The sequence below is a fragment of the Aquimarina megaterium XH134 genome (assembly GCF_000520975.1).
Classification (GTDB): domain Bacteria; phylum Bacteroidota; class Bacteroidia; order Flavobacteriales; family Flavobacteriaceae; genus Aquimarina; species Aquimarina megaterium.
The window spans coordinates 161194-178469 of the sequence record NZ_JACB01000015.1; the positions used below are offsets into that span (position 1 = coordinate 161194).

Sequence of the window (17276 nt, forward strand, 5' to 3'; positions counted from 1 at the left end):
GATACTATGAAGATTAGTAGCGCTGAATTTGTAATGAGTAATAGCGATGTTGCCAAATGTCCTAAAGATAAACTCCCTGAATACGCATTCATAGGTAGATCTAATGTTGGCAAGTCCTCATTAATCAACATGCTTACTACTCGCAAAAGTCTTGCTAAAACATCTGGAAGACCGGGAAAAACGCAGTTGATTAATCATTTTATTATCAATAAGACTTGGTTTTTGGTTGATTTACCAGGATATGGATATGCAAGAGTATCTAAGTCTTCAAAAAAAGTATTTCAGAAATTTATTACTGCGTACTTCTCTAAACGCATACAATTGGTTAGCGCTTTTGTTTTAGTAGATTGCCGTCATGAACCACAAAAAATAGACCTTGAGTTTATGCAATGGTTGGGCGAAAACCAAATACCATTTTCTATTATTTTTACAAAAGCCGATAAGCTTTCAAAAAATAAGTTGCCCGCTCAAATAAATGCTTACACTGAAGAAATGCTCAAATATTGGGAAGAAATGCCTAATTATTTTATCACCTCATCTTCTTCTGGGCTAGGCAAAGAAGATGTTCTTAACTACATAGCAGAAATTAATTCGCAGCTTAAAAAATCTTAGCTCATTTTCTTTTTCAGAAATTCTATCAATTCTTCTACAGAGTTTAAAGATGATATCTCTTTTGAATCAAATAGTACATCGATCTTTTCTCCTTGCTTTTGAAAAATAACAGGAAAACCAAAATTCTTATCTTCTAGATAGGAATACATTCTCAAAAACTCATCTTTATACATAAAAACAAATTTATAATTTGAATTTTCTCTAAAACTCTTCCATACCTTTTTTTCAGAAAAATTACCATGAGTAAGACTACAAAGGTCACATGAATATGTAGTCGGACTTATAATTTTATGAAGGTTATCAAAATATTTATTCCAAATATCTGATTTTGCATTATATACAAAATACAAGTTTTTTTTCAATGTTTAGATTTTGACATTTAGTCAACATATTTGACAAAACATTTCAAAAAAGTACAGTACTATTTTTGCTTAAGATCTAGTTTTTCGGCAAAATAATCGCAAAAATCCTTCATGGTTGCCGACATTTTTTCATCTTGTGTAGCTCGATAAAAAGTATCACTCATAGCAACTAATGTTTGATGAAAAAAGATCTTCATTTCATCTACAGGCATATCTTTGGTCCATAAATCAATACGAAGGCTTTCCTTATTTTTACTATTCCATACAGACAGAAGCATTGCTTTGGTTTCTTCGTTCTCTACTCCACCATCTTTTGCCGTCCATTTTAATTTTTCTGGAATCCTGTTTTCATCTAGCTCTATATCTATTTTTATTTCTGACTTATAATTATTTGCCATTATCTTTCGGGTTTATATTTTGATCTGTTAAAAATCGTTTCGGCATCTGCCACTATTAATTGCCGCAAAGATACATTGTTATTTTTCATATACGAAGCTACAATTCTCCATCCTATAAATTGTCCTATTCTATCTGGTGCTTCTTTATCAATTTCTTCTAAATAAAATTTTGAAAAAGGTCCGGGATACAAAAATCTAGGCATGAGAGTGCTGTCCGTACTGTATAATAATTGGCGATCTACGAAATACCTCCATATTTCCTCTTCATTGGCTTTTGCCCACGCATACTGCTCCTCTGTATACCCTATTTTTCTGGCATCGCTAAAATCTGGTAAGAGTAAATTTTTAAGATATAGCTCTTTTCCAAAAGAAACAAGATTACCTAAAAACGTTCTATCTCTAATAGGCCCTATCTGGTTTTTAGCATACATAGACGCTACCTCTGGCACTATATATTGTCTGTCAAAATGCTGTCTTAAGTATTTTTGTATCCCTTCATAAAAATGATGGTCCTTACCTAAATATGTATCCAAGGAAATAATAAGCAACCCTTTTGAAAGCACCACTTTATTATGATAATCTACATCATTAGTAATTGTAACCACTCTAGGTTCTTTAATTTCTGGGAAATAATATTTAATATGCTGAAAAAGTGAATGCAGTTCATTTTCCTCAGAAGAAAAATCGGGAAAAGCTTTTTCTACTTCTTTGTTTACTTCTAGTTGTATTGTATCTCGAGACCTTTTGATCCATACACTATCTGCATATTTTTCTGAAAATAAGAAAGGGTATTCTTTTTTTAGATTGGGTAAGTTTTCCTGAGTCATTTCTGCAAATAATCGATCAAAACGTTCAATTTTAATATCTACAGGGATTTCAGCAATCTCTTTATCTACTTTATTTTTGCTAGAGCAAGAAAATAATATGCAAAAAACAATGGCTAATTTTAAATACTTAATACTATTCATTCCTAAATTATAATATCTCTCTAAATAATTTCTACTATTCCAGAACGCCATCTTTTTTTATTAATTTTATATTCGCAAAGGTAAGATATCAAATTGCCACAGACAAAGATCGAAATACGAAGTATAAAATTGAAATACTCATCGTATTCGGATTTAAATTAACACTAACAAATAACGAAGAATGCAAACAGAAAAAGTAATTGATCATATCGTAAACTGGTTAAAAGAATACGCTACTAATGCAAACATAGAAGGTTTTGTTATTGGTGTAAGCGGGGGGATTGATAGTGCTGTTACTTCTTCTTTATGTGCAAAAACAGGATTAAAAACGCTTTGTGTAGAAATGCCTATTCACCAAGCCCAGAGTCAGGTAACAAGAGCCCAGGAGCATATTGCCCAATTAAAAGAGAGATTTCCTAATGTTTCTGATATGAGAGTTGATCTAACTCCCGTTTTTGAAGAATTTAAATCTGTTGTTCCGAAGACAGCGCCAAGTGCACAACTTGATCTGTCATTAGCAAATACCAGAGCTCGATTAAGAATGTCTACATTATATTATTTTGCTGGTTTATATAAATATCTAGTTGCGGGAACAGGTAATAAGGTTGAAGATTTTGGAGTTGGCTTTTACACCAAATATGGAGATGGTGGCGTAGATTTAAGCCCAATTGCAAATTTGCTAAAAAGTGAAGTATATGCTATAGGAGAAGCTTTAAAGGTACCAAATTCGATACAAGTTGCTCCTCCAACTGATGGATTATTTGGAGATAGTAGAAGTGACGAAGATCAAATTGGTGCAAGTTATGATGAATTAGAATGGGCTATGAAAATGAAAGATGAAGGTAAAAAAATTGATGATTTTAAAGGACGAGAACAAGAGGTTTTTAAAATTTTTATCCGTCTAAATACCGTAAACCAACACAAAATGACCCCTATTCCGGTGTGTAAAATACCCGTTAGTCTATTATAATCAACATTTTGTCGATAAATACATAAAAAAAAGTTTACGAGGACTAGTTCTTAGTAATTTTGCACAAAGATTTAAAAATTACCCCTAGCCTAAGATGTTACACTCTTAAAATTAAACTAACATTAACAATCGTAAACAAGAATGACAACCGTATTAATCGCAGATCATCATCCAATTACAAGGAAGGGGATCGTTTCCTTATTTCGCAACTCAGAAGATTATGAGATCATTGGCAAAGTAAGTAACGGAAACGAGATGTATGATGTTTTGAAAGCTAATACTCCAGATGTACTCATTATGGAGTTAGATTTACCTCAGATCAATGGAATTATGGCATTGAGAACTATTAAAAAAGAATTTCCCAGAATCAAAGTAATTATTTTTAGTTCTCATCCCGAAGAAATGTATGCTTTAAGTGCTATTAAAGCAGGAGCTTCGGCATACTTATCCAAAACAGTCCCAACAAAAACACTTAAAAAAGCAATCGAACGCGTTGCAAGGGGTGGTATATATTTAAATGATAACCTTACACAACAATTAGCAAACGGAAATGCTAATGAAAATAATATGGTTGTAAAATATAAAAAACTATCCTCCAGAGAAATAGAAGTACTCAATCTGTTATCTTCTGGAAAACGCAATAAAGATATAGCTTCTACATTATCTATTAATGAAAAAACGGTAAGCACATATAAGACGCGACTGCTAAAAAAATTAAAAGTGGATAATCTCGCAGATTTAATTCATCAATCAAGATTATTGCATATAAGTTAAATCACTCGATTTAGTTTTCTATACAATAATTTCTTGAGAGTTTGGTAATCTCGAATATCTTCTAGAATATTCATATTACTTTCAAGATTCTGAGCTTTCACTTCTTGTGAAAGCTCTTTTATCTTTTGATCGATCAAAAAACCTCTTAAACTTAGAATAATATTATTCACATATTCTGCTACAGAGTCTGTTTTTTGTTTTACATGAATTTCCATATCTACCCATCTGTGAAGCTCATAACGTTCTTCTCTCATCATGATTTCTGTAATCTCTGAAGCTATTTCTGGTGGGATTTTATTTATAAAACTATCTATTTTAAACTCATCAACCTGATTTAACTCTTCAATCAAAATTGTATATATATCTTTAAAAACCTGATCTGTAAATTCGATTTCATCATCTTGCAGATCCAAATATATTTTTTCAAAAACTTTTATTTTATGTATTTCTGGCTCTAAAATAAGTTCTCCATCTTCACTTTCTTTCATTATCAAATCTTCAAACTCTTCTTCCTGAACACCATATATCAATAAAGCTTTTATTATATGGCGCTCTAATACATATTGTCTATTTACTTTAGGTTGTTTATGAGCTTCAGTTTTTACAACTTCTAGTGATTTTTGATGCTGTTTTTGCTGTTTACGATCTTCTTTTACATCAACATTACGAATTTGTGCTAAAGTATCAAACAATACATCTTCAGAAACGTCCATTATTCGAGAGCATTCTTTTACATAAATCTCTCGTTTGATCACATCTGGGATTTTAGAAATACTAGTTACCATATCTCTAACCAATTCTGCTCTTTTGATTGGATCATTCTTAGATTCTTGCTGCAATAGTGATGCTTTAAAGCTAATAAAATCCTGAACATTCTCTTCGAGATATGAGCTTAGTTCTTCTAGCGTATTTTGTTTAGCAAAACTATCTGGATCTTCTCCATCGGGAAAACTACAGACTTTTACATTCATTCCCTGTTCAAGAATCAAATCAATCCCTCTTAAAGATGCTCGCATCCCGGCAGCATCACTATCAAACAATACTGTGATATTCTTAGTTAGTCTACTAATTAAGCGAATTTGATCTGATGTTAATGCTGTACCCGATGAAGAAACTACATTGGTAACTCCTGTTTGATTAAATTGAATAACATCTGTGTATCCTTCTACAAGGTAGCAGTTATCTTCTTTGGCAATAGCTTGTTTTGCATGATAAATACCATAAAGCACTTTACTCTTATGGTAGATATCACTTTCTGGAGAGTTAAGGTATTTTGCTGCTTTTTTCTCATTGGTTAAAATTCTCCCTCCAAAGCCCAAAACACGGCCAGACATCGATTGAATAGGAAACATTACTCTACCCTTGAAACGGTCAAATTGTTTTTCTTCCTTTACTATAGTAAGACCTGTTTTCTCTAAATAGTCTAATTGATATCCTTTTTTAATAGCCTCAGCAGTAAATGCATCCCAAACATCAGGAGAATATCCTAGTCCAAACTTTTTTATAGTTTCTTCGGTAAATCCACGTTCTTTAAAATAGGTTAACCCAATGGCTTTACCCTGTTCTGTTTTAAGTAAAGAATTCTGAAAAAAAGTATTAGCAAACTCGCTAACCAAATACATACTCTCTCTTTCATTTGCTTGTTCTTTTTGCTCATCTGTTTGCTCGGTTTCCTGAAATTCTATATTATATTTCTTAGCCAAATATTTTATGGCTTCAGGATATGTAAAATGCTCATGTTCCATCAAAAAAGCAACTACATTACCTCCTTTTCCGCTAGAAAAATCTTTCCATATCTGCTTTACAGGAGATACCATAAAAGAAGGTGTTCTTTCATCACTAAAAGGACTTAATCCTTTAAAATTACTCCCTGCCTTTTTTAATAGCACAAAGTCACCTATTACTTCTTCTAACCGAGCAGTTTCGAATACAGCATCTATAGTGGACTTATGGATCATTATCTAGTATTATATAATTAATATGGAGTAGTAAGTATTCTATTGCTATCTTACTTCAAAAGTTTGTTTTTATCTACATAAACAAGCTCAACGCAAAAATAATATAATTCCTGAGACACTGTCCTCTTCTTGATTTAATAAAAAAAAGAGGCTGTCTAAAAAAGACAGCCTCTTAATAATTAGTTTTTTATTTCTTCAGAAATTATTTTGCTACAATAAAACTTCTTGTAACAATAGTTTCTTTAGCAGTAATTCTTGCAAAATAAGTTCCTGCAGTAAGGTTACTTACATCGATTTGCTTAATTCCTTGGTCATCAATGCTACGAACTTTTTGACCAAACATAGAGAAAATCTCTAGTTTCTGGATTGGTGTCTTACCAACTGATATATTTAAAATACCTTTAGTTGGGTTTGGATACAACATAAATCGCTTGTCATTTGAGTTGAAATCTGTTAATTCATAAGTATCTAACCTTACACTTGATCCTTGAGCACAGAATTCTGTAGCATCAGAATTTGTAAACTCTCCTCCTGATGCAATTGTACCTGCACTACTTGATAGTGTATAAGAACCATTACCATAAGAACAGCAAATTCCGTCTCCAAAAGAATCAGAAATTGTAAATGTATAACTTCCTGAAGCTAGTGCATTAATAGTTTCTGTAACCGTAGACCCATCTGGATTTGCTGTAGAATAGCTTTTTGATGCCACTGTTGTACCTCCTGCATCGGTTAATGTCCAGGAAGTTTCTTCTGGGTAGTTATCAAAAGTTATGCTTAAAGTTAAATCACCAGTAGCACAATTTCCTGTAGTATCAGAAGTAAGTGATATTTTATCTATTGCTGCATCTGCTTGCCAGGTATTCCCTGTTACACGATTAAATCGTAACTGTAGTCCAACCCCTAGATATGCTGCTAGATCTATTGTAGCCGTTTGCCATGAGTTCCCCTGGTTTCCGCTTTTGCTCCAAATACTTGTCCAGGTAGCCCCATCATCATTACTTGCTTCAACGTCTAGCGATCCAAAATCGGTACCACCATACATATGATAACTAAATGAAAACACAGCTGCTGTAGCACCACTAAGGTCAACACATGGAGAATTAAGAATTGCTCTTTTATTTGGGTACCCTGTACCATTTCCAGAGGCTTCAACATAGATATACGTTGATCCATCATCTGCGCTTGAAGGCCCTGTATTATTAGAAGGTGTACCACCAGAATCTCTTGTCCAGTCCAGATCATCTCCTGATGCTTGTGTCCATCCTCCAAAATCACTTTCAAAACTTTCACTATATGGAACGGCAACTCCATTTAAACATCCTGTTGCAGCTGGAGTAGTTACACTTATTGGCGTACTGGTAGCTGATTCATTTCCTGCAGCATCTTTAGCTAACACCTTAAACTCATATGTAGTTTCAGGAGAAAGTCCTGCTACTACAGTAGTTGTAGTCGTTACAGTAGCAACTACTGCTCCATCTTGTAATACATCATATCCTGCAACACCTACATTATCGGTAGATGCATCCCAACTTAAGGTCGTCTGACCTGCTGAAGTGTTAGATGCGGTTAAATTTGCAGGAACAGTTGGTGCCTGAGTATCTGGTGCAACTGTAGTAACGGTAAGTGTTGCGCTTGCAGCAGATTCATTTCCTGCGGCATCTTTTGCTTTTACAGAGAAATCATAAGATGTACTTGCTGTTAATCCAGTAATATCTGCCGTAGTTGTAGCTACAGTTGCTACTACTGTACCATCTTGATATACGTCATATGCAGTAACCCCTACATTATCAGTAGATGCGTCCCAGCTTAGTGAAGTAGAAACATCAGTAGTATTAGATGCAGTTAAATTTGCAGGAACTGTAGGAGCTTCTGTATCCGGAGTATCGGGCTGCAATTTATAAGCCACTACATGATTTTTCCTAAATCCTGCATCAAAATATTCTGCAATATGCCAGAAAGTTGCATCATCAGATGGATCTACAGTCATTTGCGCATAATCTCCATATCTTGTCGAAGGATTAGATTGAGTTCCATTTACAGCAACCTGTTCTGTCAACGTCATTGTTCCAGAAGGATCACTTGCTAATCTTCCTGTATATCTAATAGAAGGAACGATTGAGTTACTAACCACAGTATATCCAAGACCTATATTACCTTGTCCGTCCATCGCAATAGCACCACAAAATGCGCTATGTCCATCAGGCTGTGTGTATGTACCTTCCTGATGAATTGTCCAAGGCTGACCATCACCTGTCTGTCTAAGTTCGTACCAGCGAATACCAGCTAAGTCATCATTCCCATTTAAATCTACCACAAAATTTAAAACAACAGAATTATGAGTTGCAAAACGTCTATAATTCGTCATATACATCATTGTCGCCTGTAATGCATCTATATCACCTCCACTAGGCTGAGGTAAATTAGAAAATGATCCTCCATCAAATACACTATCAAATGGTGAGGTAGTTACCTCTACTGGTTGAGAAATGGTTGAACTAGACGGGTTAGACCAGTTAACATCTGTTGTCCAAATTTTTAAATGATCTGATGATACTCCAGACCAGGAATCATCCTGTAGATAAATAAAAGAATTTCCTGTTCCAACTGGTGGCAATGTAGGACCAGTAGCATTAAATCCTGCTGGACTATAAAAACCGCTTGAAATAGCTCCCGGAAGTGTAAAACCTACAAATCCTGCACTAGCATCTCCTGCAAGCATTTTATCTCTTTCAGCAACATAAACAGTCTCCAAAGTTCCAATTGCTCCGTTTGGAGCTTTATTAGAAGTTATGTAATACCCATCGCTCCAAATCGATAATTTTTCATAATCAGGAAACTCTCCCGTGTTGAACCTATACGTATACCAGCCATCATTAACAGGATCTGGACCTTTCCCTATCGCAATAAGAATACCATTAGGAGAATTACTAAATTGCATAATAATAAAGCGTTCTGCATAATTGTCATAAACTACGATCGGATCTCCTAAATCCTCTCCAGGGAATATCGTAGCCAAAGAAGCCTCTGCTAATAATACACTCCCGTTTCGATCTCTAATACCAAAACCTGAATTAAAAGCATACACATAGTGATTAGGCCCAATTGCACCAGTTGGGTCTGTAGGCGTACTATTACCTTGATGAGCAACAAAATTCGCAACTTCGGTAGAAATAGCAGCTTTCATTGATTTTTGCTGATACTTCATTAAAGGATCAGACTCACCAACTTTTGGAAGCCCTTTACCAGGTACGTAATTGTTTTTTCCCCGTTGTTTTTCTCTCCCATGCTTTATTATTCCTTTAGCAGAAATAATATTCTTCATACTGGAGAGTGCGGGAATTTCCTTCATGTAAACTGCCTGACTTGTTAAACTTGCTTTGACAGCTCCTTTTTGAGCTAGCAGCCCGAAGCTGCAGAACATGAATAATGTTAAATAAAAAAATTTAGTTTTCATATGAGTGAAATTTGGTTAATTGTTCGGTTTTATACCAATTTCAGCATAAGTAGTAACGACTAACATTTTGAGGCAAAAAATGTAGAATCGTTATTAAAATTTTGGAAAGAATTATTTCAACTATGACTTGGATAAATATAGAATATTTCATCTAGAAACAAAAAAATAAATTGTCATAAAATACTTACATTCAAATAGTTACGTTAAAACCATAATTAATTTAAGGGTAATACTTTTATTTATATATTTAACAAATATTCATTATTAGTAAATTATTTAACAAAAAAATATAAATGTTTAGCATATCGATTTAATAGGATAGCCATTAAATAAAGGTCTGAGAATCATAACTCAAACAACTTATGAGGTAAAAAAAACAAAAGAGCGATATAGTCATATCACTCTTTTAAAATAATCATTATTTGCTCCTACTTTATCAACAAAAAACTATTTTATCTATTATAGTCCGTTAATTTTATAAAATATACGGGTAACTGTATCAATTCATTTATCGATTAAAAGTCAAAACGTAATCCTAACGACACATTATTTTGTTCAATCTCTGCATTTCTAAAAATTGGAGACAAATCGTACTTGGCATATATAGACATATCTCCAAAACCAATATATCCACTTAATCCATATACCAGATCACTGGTATTATAATCTCTTTTAATCTTATCTTTAATACGGTCGCCATTTTCTTTATATTTTAATTTTTGACGAGTACTTATATTTGCTCCGACATATCCTCCCAGACCAATTCTAAATCTATTTGCAATAGAATATCGTATACTTTTTTCTGTTTCTGTCACTTTTGACGGGCCAAATTCAAAATGTACCGGAACCACAAGGTTATCCATTCTAAATTTGGATTTATCCAATTCTACTCTAAATTCTTCTAATGTGGTCTGATTACCATTTTCTACAAAATATCTATTATCTGTAGGCTTTAAACCATTAGAAGTATATGAAATCCCGTACTTAATTCTTAGAAAGTTGGTGTTTTTAAATACTCTTGTTTTCCAGGCCCAACCAATTTCGAAAAACCTACTTCCAGAAATTTTATAATCAGAATCGTCTAATGATTGCCCTTCTACAATTGCATTGTTAAGTCCAAAAGCAATTACCAAATTTGATGTTGTACGTCTATCATATGGTATTTCTCTGTCATTATCAGATCCAAAATTAAACCCTAGGAAAGTAAGATTGTATTCCAGATCTTTTTCTAAAAATTCAATAGCATCCCCCTCATTGCGTTCCAAAAGTGCTATTTTATTTTCTATAATAGCTATTCTATTTTCAATATTAAGAGCATGTATCTTGGCAGCTTCTTCTTTAAGTTTTTGCGCATCTTCTTTGGTTATTTCTTCATTTACCAGTTTTTCATTAATTTCTTCCACTTCCTTTTTTAATGCTTCTTTTTCAGCATTAATAACACGTTCTTTCTGCTGTTTCAATTTTTCTATTACATTATTATCACTTGCTTCCTGCGCACTTGACAATTGGGCAAAGAGTGTCATGGCCACAAATGTGGCTATTGTAACTATTGTCTTCATTGTTTTTTGAATTTTATTTGCAATCCCTCTGGATACACCAGAGAGATTGCTGATTATTTGATTGATGAATGATTTTAATTATCCCTTTCTACTACTGCTGTCTTAACTTTTTGGAAACCTGTTTTAAGCGCTTCAAAAACACGTTGTTTAAAAGTTTCATCAAGCTCTGCTTCTACATCTTGCAGAAGGTTTGATGCACTCACTGTACTAGATTTTAATATTTTTGCTGTTGAAATTTCTCTTTGAGCTTCAAGTAATAATGCATTGATTTCATCATCGGTGACTTGAGCATTGTTTTTTTGAAGCTCCTGAATTTGTGCTACTACTCCTGCTACCTTATCTTCAATAATCAAAGAATCTACAGGTAAAACTTTATTTTTAATCCTATTGGTATTTTTGTCATTTTCTGCCAACTCAGTATCATATTCCCTATTTTCTAACATTTTTTTTGTAGCCTTATCCCTAGGTGTTGCAATTTCCGAAGGAATATTTTTCTTTTTGAGATTTTTATTTTCTTTCTCTGGAGAGGACGTTACAATTCTATCGGTAGTTGAACTTTCTTCAAAAGCTTTAGAATTATTTTTTTCTATAACTTTTTGTTCTGCATCCTTATTTTCAACTACCTCAGTATTCTCATTTTTTATAACCTCATCGCTATTATCGACAAATTGGGTATTATTTTGTTCTGAAACCGAATTTTGGTTCATTAATATAGAAGTCAGAATCAAGACTCCAACAAAGATGGCAGCAATACCGTACCATTGGATTTTTTTATTTTCCTTTTTTTGTTTTTTTGCGCTATCTAATTGCGCTGTTAATCGCTCCCAAGAATCACCAGAAGGCTGTATAGCGCGCTGTTCTAGCTTGTCTTTCATCTTTTCTTCAAATTTCAATGGCGCCATTACTTATCTTATTTTGTTGGTTTAACTTTTGTTGCAACGTTTTCCTAGCTTTAAATAGTTGAGATTTTGAAGTACTTTCAGAAATCTCTAACATTTTAGCTATCTCACTATGCTTGTATCCTTCTATAGCATATAGTACAAATACCATTCTATATCCTTCTGGTAAACTATCTATTAATTCCTGAATCTGGTCTATTTCTAATTCTGTATTAATATTGTTCCAGGATTCTTCGGTATAGCTTGTTATTTCTTCGGCAAAAAGAACTTGTTTTTTTTTTCTTAAAAAAGAGATCGATTCATTAACCATAATTCTTCGTATCCATCCTTCAAAACTTCCTTCGAACTTAAACTTATTCAAATTCATAAAAACTTTTAAAAACCCGCCAAGCATTACTTCTTCTGCAAAATGAATATCCTTAATATATCGTCTGCACACACTAAGCATTTTGGGGGCATACTGATTGTATAGCTGATGCTGTGCATCGCGATATTGCTTTGCTGCCCTTTTAATGAGTTGGGTTTCGCTTTTATAAAATTGAATAACTTTCAATATAAAATCAATTAATTAGATCTTCTATTTACATAGACGAGAATAAAAATAAAAAGGTTGCCTCGTATTTAAAATAATTAGTGTTGTATTATAAACATTTAGAGTTAATTTGATGTTTTTTGTTCTTAACAAACTCATTATACGCATATTGCGCACCATTTTTTTAATATCAAAAAGCCTCTAATTATTTTTTTCGGTCGATAACATAATCAACCATAAGCTCTAAAGAAGATTTGTAATCTGAATCAGGATATTCTGATAAGATGGAAAGTGCATCATTTTTAAATTGATGCATTATTTTAATAGCGTACTCTAATCCTCCACTTACTTTTACAAAATCTATAACTTCTTTAACTCTCTTTTTATCTTTATTATGATTTTTTACCGAGTTAATAAGCCATTTCTTTTTTTCTTTAGTACAGTGATTTAGTGTGTAGATAAGAGGGAGTGTCATTTTTTGCTCTTTAATATCAATCCCGGTGGGTTTTCCTATAGCTGTATCTCCATAATCAAATAAATCATCTTTAATCTGAAAAGCCATCCCGATAAGTTCTCCAAATTTTCTCATTTTTTCAACATCATCAGAATCCGGAGCTACAGAACAAGCTCCCAGGCTACAACATGCTGCTATTAATGTCGCTGTTTTCTGGCGGATGATTTCATAATATATCTCTTCTGTGATATCAAGATTTCTAGCTTTTTCGATTTGCAGCAGCTCCCCTTCACTCATTTCTCTAACTGCTACCGAAATAATCTTTAAAAGATCAAAATCCCCATAATCAATAGAGAGTAACAATCCTTTTGACAACAGATAATCTCCTACCAAAACTGCTATTTTGTTTTTCCATAAGGCATTAATAGAAAAAAAGCCTCGCCTTTGATTAGAGTCATCTACGACATCATCATGAACCAAAGTTGCTGTATGAATCAATTCTATTACAGAAGCTCCTCGATATGTTCGTTCGTTTACTTCTCCTCCGGATATCATTTTAGATACCAGAAAAACAAACATAGGTCGCATCTGCTTACCTTTTCTATTTACAATATAATGTGTAATTCTATTGAGTAAGGCTACCTTAGAGGTCATTGATTCTGAAAACTTTTGCTCAAAAAGTTCCATTTCATCAATGATCGGTAATTTTATTTGTTCTACAACTTTCAATATGCTGTACTTGATTCTGTTTTCTATAGTAACGCGAAGATAACGTAAAATAGTTTTTCTTTGAAACCGATATTGTTATATATCAAGAATATTACCTTTAATTTAATAAATATAAGGATATACCTCTAGGATTTATTAGCTAGCTGGCCACAAGCTGCGTCTATATCTTTTCCACGACTACGACGAACATTGATAACAATACCATGAGATTCTAGTGCATGAATATAATTTTCTATTGCTTTGTTTGATGCCTGTTGAAATGCTCCATCATCTATTGGATTATATTCTATTAAATTTACTTTACATGGAACGTAAGAGCAGAACCTTATCAAAGCTTCTATATCTTCCTTTCTATCATTTATCCCTTTCCAAACCACATACTCATAAGTGATCTTACTTTTTGTTTTTTGGTACCAATATTCTAATGCTTCTTTAAGGTCTACTAGCGGAAATGTTTCATTAAAAGGCATTATTGATGTTCTTATTTCATCTATTGCAGAATGTAATGAGACTGCTAATTTAAATTTCACCTCATCATCTGCCATTTTTTTAATCATTTTGGGCACACCAGAAGTAGATAATGTGATTCTTTTTGGAGACATTGCCAACCCATCGGGAGAAGTAATTTTATCAATAGCTTTCAATACGTTATTATAGTTCATTAAAGGCTCTCCCATACCCATAAACACAATATTTGATAAAGGACGATTATGATATAGTCGACTTTCTTTATCAATAGCCATTACTTGATCATAAATCTCATCGGGATTAAGATTTCTCATCCTTTTTAATCGAGCTGTTGCACAAAATTTACAATCTAAGCTACATCCTACCTGAGATGACACACATGCCGTAGTTCTGGTTGGAGTAGGAATTAGTACTGATTCTACAACTAATCCATCATGCAACTTTACTGCATTTTTAATCGTGCCATCTGTACTTCTTTGCATCTGATCAACCCGAATATGATTGATCACAAAATTTTCCTCTAGTATTTTTCGAGTGGCTTTAGAAATATTGGTCATGTCATTAAAACTATGAGCCCCTTTACTCCATAGCCATTCATAAACCTGATTTCCTCTAAAAGATTTATCTCCATTTTCTTCAAAGAAAAGCCGTAACTGATCTTTAGTTAAGGTTCTTATGTCTTTTTTCTTCACATTCATAACTTCTGCAAAAGTATAAAGATAAATGGTACTGTAACATACATCTTCTTTCTTTATTATAGCGATTAAAAAACCCTGGAGAAGTATCCAGGGGTTTTTAGTATTATTTTAGATCATCTTATTTTTTTATTCTTCTCCATTCATGGACTCCTCCCCCTCCTTTATACTTCACCTTAAGTATATTTGGTTCGTCCTCATCAATCCATATTTGACATTCTGAAACTCTACCGTTTTTTATATCTGTAAATTTTCCATTTACATATCTATCTCCTTTTAATCTTAATCCTTTTAAAATTACTAATCCTTCTACATTTTGATTTTTGTCTGCTCCTTCACATTCATAACAAATTGCATCTCTTTCTGATATACGCATCATTCTTTGTATGGTACCATACACTTTATTATCTATAATATATAACTGAACGATACTAATAGCTACTCCTGTTTTTTTATCATATGTTTTCCATCTTCCTAATATAGGGTTAGGTTCATAAGATGCAAGTAAGTCTTCTTTTAATTGTTCATCAATAGGGTTTTCTCCTAACCAAATTTTAAACAAGGCCTTTTTAAATTCTTTACTATTTATTGTTCCCAGTAATTCCTTGTTCTTATAAAGAGTTAATTTTCCTCCTTTGACATATAAAATTTTATAAATATCGAATTTATCTATCTCATTAGGAATAAGGTTAAGAAAATCTCTAATTTGATTTTCTAACAAGTAGCTATTGCCATCTGTAGCTCTTTCTAAACCATTTCTTATAATATTCTTGAACTCACTATCGGTAATTGAAGAAATAATTTTAATTGTAATAGCCATAGTAACATCTTTTTCTGCTACCATCACCCCATCCTCTACACCATCTACCTCAAAGTCCAAATATAATGCCATTGCATATAACTTTTCTGTAGATCCAGCACCATTAAGCATTAACTCTGATTTATCAAAAACATCAACATCGTTAAAGCTAATGTTACCAACCTTGGTTTGAGCATAAGAAAAAACAGTACTAAAAAATGCTACATAATAAATTACTCTTTTCATTCTATAATTAGGTTTAGTTCTTTTTTTTTATAATTGGAACATACAAAAAAAACGGTACAAATTTATAAAAAGTACGTTTATAAGCCTCATCTAGCATGTTTTTCGACAAAAACCGATATTAATCGTTTTTTGGCGCTTAAAGCTAATTACGGTTTTACCATAATTTTTTAAGGCCTCGAAAATAGCATTTTTTTTGCGAAAAATGCAATTTAATATGCTAATTTCTAGAAACATACGAAAAAACCCTACCAAATTTAGGGTTTAGCAGGGTTTTTAATAATATTCATTTTTATTTTTAGATGATTAGCATAGCATCACCATAAGAATAAAATTTATATTTTTCTTTTACCGCTTCTTCATATGCTTCTTTAATAAAATCATGTCCTGCAAATGCAGATACCATCATTAATAAAGTAGATTTAGGCGTATGAAAATTCGTAATCATACAATTTGCAATACTAAAATCATAAGGAGGGAAAATAAATTTATTAGTCCATCCTCTAAACTCATTTAAAGTTCTCTCTGATGATACCGAACTTTCAAGAGCTCTCATTACTGTAGTTCCGACAGCGCAAATCCTTCTTTTATTTGTTATCCCGTTATTAATCGTATTGGCAGCATTAGCAGTAACATAAGCTTCTTCACTATCCATCTTATGTTTAGATAAATCTTCAACCTCAACTGGGTTAAATGTTCCTAAACCTACATGCAATGTAATTTCTGCAAAATCAACTCCTTTGATTTCTAGTCTTTTCATTAAATGCTTAGAAAAATGAAGTCCTGCAGTTGGAGCAGCAACAGCTCCTTCATTTTTAGCATATATAGTTTGATATCTTTCTTCATCTTCTGGTTCTGCATCTCTTTTAATATACTTAGGCAAAGGTGTTTCCCCTAGGTCATTAAGTTTTTGTCTAAATTCATCATAGGAACCGTCATACAAAAAACGTAATGTACGTCCTCTAGATGTTGTATTATCTATTACTTCTGCCACTAAACTTTCATCATCTCCAAAATACAGTTTATTACCAATACGTATTTTTCTAGCTGGATCAACAAGTACATCCCAAAGTCTTGTTTCAGAATTTAATTCACGTAATAAGAATACTTCAATTCTAGCTCCAGTCTTCTCTTTATTACCGTACAATCTAGCAGGAAAAACTTTAGTATTATTAACAACCATCACATCATTTGGTTCAAAATAATCTATAAGATCTTTAAACTGTTTATGCTCTATGGTTTGATCCTTTCTATTAAGAACCATTAGGCGAGATTCATCTCTGTTTTCAGCTGGGTACTCAGCCAATAAATCTTGTGGAAGATTGAAATTGAAATGTGATAGCTTCATTCGTATTTATTTTTTGAAGGTGCAAATATACAATCTTGCAATAGGGGTTGT

Annotated in this window: 15 protein-coding genes; 3 read left to right on the forward strand and 12 right to left on the reverse strand. The window is 32.8% G+C overall.

The window, feature by feature from the left end; translation table 11 throughout:
* The first annotated feature begins 6 nt into the window (after positions 1–6).
* Positions 7–612 (forward strand): ribosome biogenesis GTP-binding protein YihA/YsxC, encoded by a 606-nt coding sequence (gene yihA, locus Z053_RS0111020; protein WP_025665069.1) that lies wholly within the window; start codon positions 7–9, stop codon positions 610–612.
* On the opposite strand, the gene Z053_RS0111025 is transcribed toward yihA, so the two are convergent.
* Genes Z053_RS0111025 through gldB form a run of 3 tightly spaced genes read right to left on the reverse strand, consistent with a single transcriptional unit; the run spans position 609 to position 2340 of the window.
* Positions 609–974, reverse strand: coding sequence for a hypothetical protein (locus Z053_RS0111025; RefSeq protein WP_025665070.1), 366 nt, complete (start codon positions 972–974; stop codon positions 609–611). The two genes, yihA and Z053_RS0111025, sit on opposite strands and share 4 nt — an antisense overlap.
* A gap of 59 nt (positions 975–1033) precedes the next feature.
* A complete protein-coding gene (gene gldC / locus Z053_RS0111030) occupies positions 1034–1372 on the reverse strand; it encodes a gliding motility protein GldC (protein ID WP_025665071.1) in 339 nt (112 codons plus the stop codon).
* Positions 1372–2340 carry a gliding motility lipoprotein GldB gene (gldB, locus tag Z053_RS0111035; protein WP_035095897.1) on the reverse strand — a complete coding sequence of 323 codons (969 nt, stop codon included), beginning with the start codon at positions 2338–2340 and terminating at the stop codon, positions 1372–1374. Before gldB ends, gldC begins: the two co-directional genes overlap by 1 nt.
* A 181-nt stretch (positions 2341–2521) precedes the next feature.
* Between gldB and nadE the strand changes: the two genes are divergently transcribed.
* Entirely contained in the window at positions 2522–3310 is a 789-nt protein-coding gene (nadE, locus tag Z053_RS0111040; protein ID WP_025665073.1) for an NAD(+) synthase, read from the forward strand.
* Between the two features lie 141 nt (positions 3311–3451).
* On the forward strand, positions 3452–4084 hold the full coding sequence (locus Z053_RS0111045) for a response regulator (protein ID WP_024770694.1): 633 nt from the start codon (positions 3452–3454) through the stop codon (positions 4082–4084).
* Here Z053_RS0111045 and dnaG read toward each other — a convergent pair.
* The 9 genes from dnaG to queA all read right to left on the reverse strand — a co-directional run bounded on the left by dnaG (position 4081) and on the right by queA (position 17225).
* On the reverse strand, positions 4081–6042 hold the full coding sequence (gene dnaG / locus Z053_RS0111050; protein WP_025665074.1) for a DNA primase: 1962 nt from the start codon (positions 6040–6042) through the stop codon (positions 4081–4083). The genes Z053_RS0111045 and dnaG overlap by 4 nt on opposite strands.
* A gap of 202 nt (positions 6043–6244) precedes the next feature.
* On the reverse strand, positions 6245–9499 hold the full coding sequence (locus Z053_RS0111055; RefSeq protein WP_025665075.1) for a fibronectin type III domain-containing protein: 3255 nt from the start codon (positions 9497–9499) through the stop codon (positions 6245–6247).
* Positions 9500–10014: 515 nt separating this feature from the next.
* Positions 10015–11058: a porin family protein gene (locus tag Z053_RS0111060; protein ID WP_025665076.1), complete on the reverse strand. Its 1044-nt coding sequence runs from the start codon at positions 11056–11058 to the stop codon at positions 10015–10017.
* Positions 11059–11132: 74 nt separating this feature from the next.
* On the reverse strand, positions 11133–11951 hold the full coding sequence (locus Z053_RS0111065; protein ID WP_152538291.1) for a hypothetical protein: 819 nt from the start codon (positions 11949–11951) through the stop codon (positions 11133–11135).
* Positions 11941–12510 (reverse strand): RNA polymerase sigma factor, encoded by a 570-nt coding sequence (locus tag Z053_RS0111070; protein WP_025665078.1) that lies wholly within the window; start codon positions 12508–12510, stop codon positions 11941–11943. Before Z053_RS0111070 ends, Z053_RS0111065 begins: the two co-directional genes overlap by 11 nt.
* Before the next feature lie 184 nt (positions 12511–12694).
* On the reverse strand, positions 12695–13672 hold the full coding sequence (locus Z053_RS0111075; protein WP_025665079.1) for a polyprenyl synthetase family protein: 978 nt from the start codon (positions 13670–13672) through the stop codon (positions 12695–12697).
* 125 nt (positions 13673–13797) lie between these two features.
* Positions 13798–14838 carry a 23S rRNA (adenine(2503)-C(2))-methyltransferase RlmN gene (rlmN, locus tag Z053_RS0111080; RefSeq protein ID WP_025665080.1) on the reverse strand — a complete coding sequence of 347 codons (1041 nt, stop codon included), beginning with the start codon at positions 14836–14838 and terminating at the stop codon, positions 13798–13800.
* 118 nt (positions 14839–14956) lie between these two features.
* Entirely contained in the window at positions 14957–15880 is a 924-nt protein-coding gene (locus tag Z053_RS30060; RefSeq protein WP_025665081.1) for a chalcone isomerase family protein, read from the reverse strand.
* A 295-nt stretch (positions 15881–16175) separates the two neighbouring features.
* A complete protein-coding gene (gene queA, locus Z053_RS0111090; protein WP_025665082.1) occupies positions 16176–17225 on the reverse strand; it encodes a tRNA preQ1(34) S-adenosylmethionine ribosyltransferase-isomerase QueA in 1050 nt (349 codons plus the stop codon).
* Positions 17226–17276 lie beyond the last annotated feature (51 nt).

Excerpts from the sequence above, each read along its gene's own strand:
- yihA (WP_025665069.1), top strand. The coding sequence starts at position 7 with ATGAAGATTAGTAGCGCTGAATTTGTAATGAGTAATAGCGATGTTGCC.
- gldC (WP_025665071.1), bottom strand. The coding sequence starts at position 1,372 with ATGGCAAATAATTATAAGTCAGAAATAAAAATAGATATAGAGCTAGAT.
- gldB (WP_035095897.1), bottom strand. The coding sequence starts at position 2,340 with ATGAATAGTATTAAGTATTTAAAATTAGCCATTGTTTTTTGCATATTA.
- nadE (WP_025665073.1), top strand. The coding sequence starts at position 2,522 with ATGCAAACAGAAAAAGTAATTGATCATATCGTAAACTGGTTAAAAGAA.
- Z053_RS0111045 (WP_024770694.1), top strand. The coding sequence starts at position 3,452 with ATGACAACCGTATTAATCGCAGATCATCATCCAATTACAAGGAAGGGG.
- dnaG (WP_025665074.1), bottom strand. The coding sequence starts at position 6,042 with ATGATCCATAAGTCCACTATAGATGCTGTATTCGAAACTGCTCGGTTA.
- Z053_RS0111055 (WP_025665075.1), bottom strand. The coding sequence starts at position 9,499 with ATGAAAACTAAATTTTTTTATTTAACATTATTCATGTTCTGCAGCTTC.
- Z053_RS0111060 (WP_025665076.1), bottom strand. The coding sequence starts at position 11,058 with ATGAAGACAATAGTTACAATAGCCACATTTGTGGCCATGACACTCTTT.
- rlmN (WP_025665080.1), bottom strand. The coding sequence starts at position 14,838 with ATGAATGTGAAGAAAAAAGACATAAGAACCTTAACTAAAGATCAGTTA.
- Z053_RS30060 (WP_025665081.1), bottom strand. The coding sequence starts at position 15,880 with ATGAAAAGAGTAATTTATTATGTAGCATTTTTTAGTACTGTTTTTTCT.
- queA (WP_025665082.1), bottom strand. The coding sequence starts at position 17,225 with ATGAAGCTATCACATTTCAATTTCAATCTTCCACAAGATTTATTGGCT.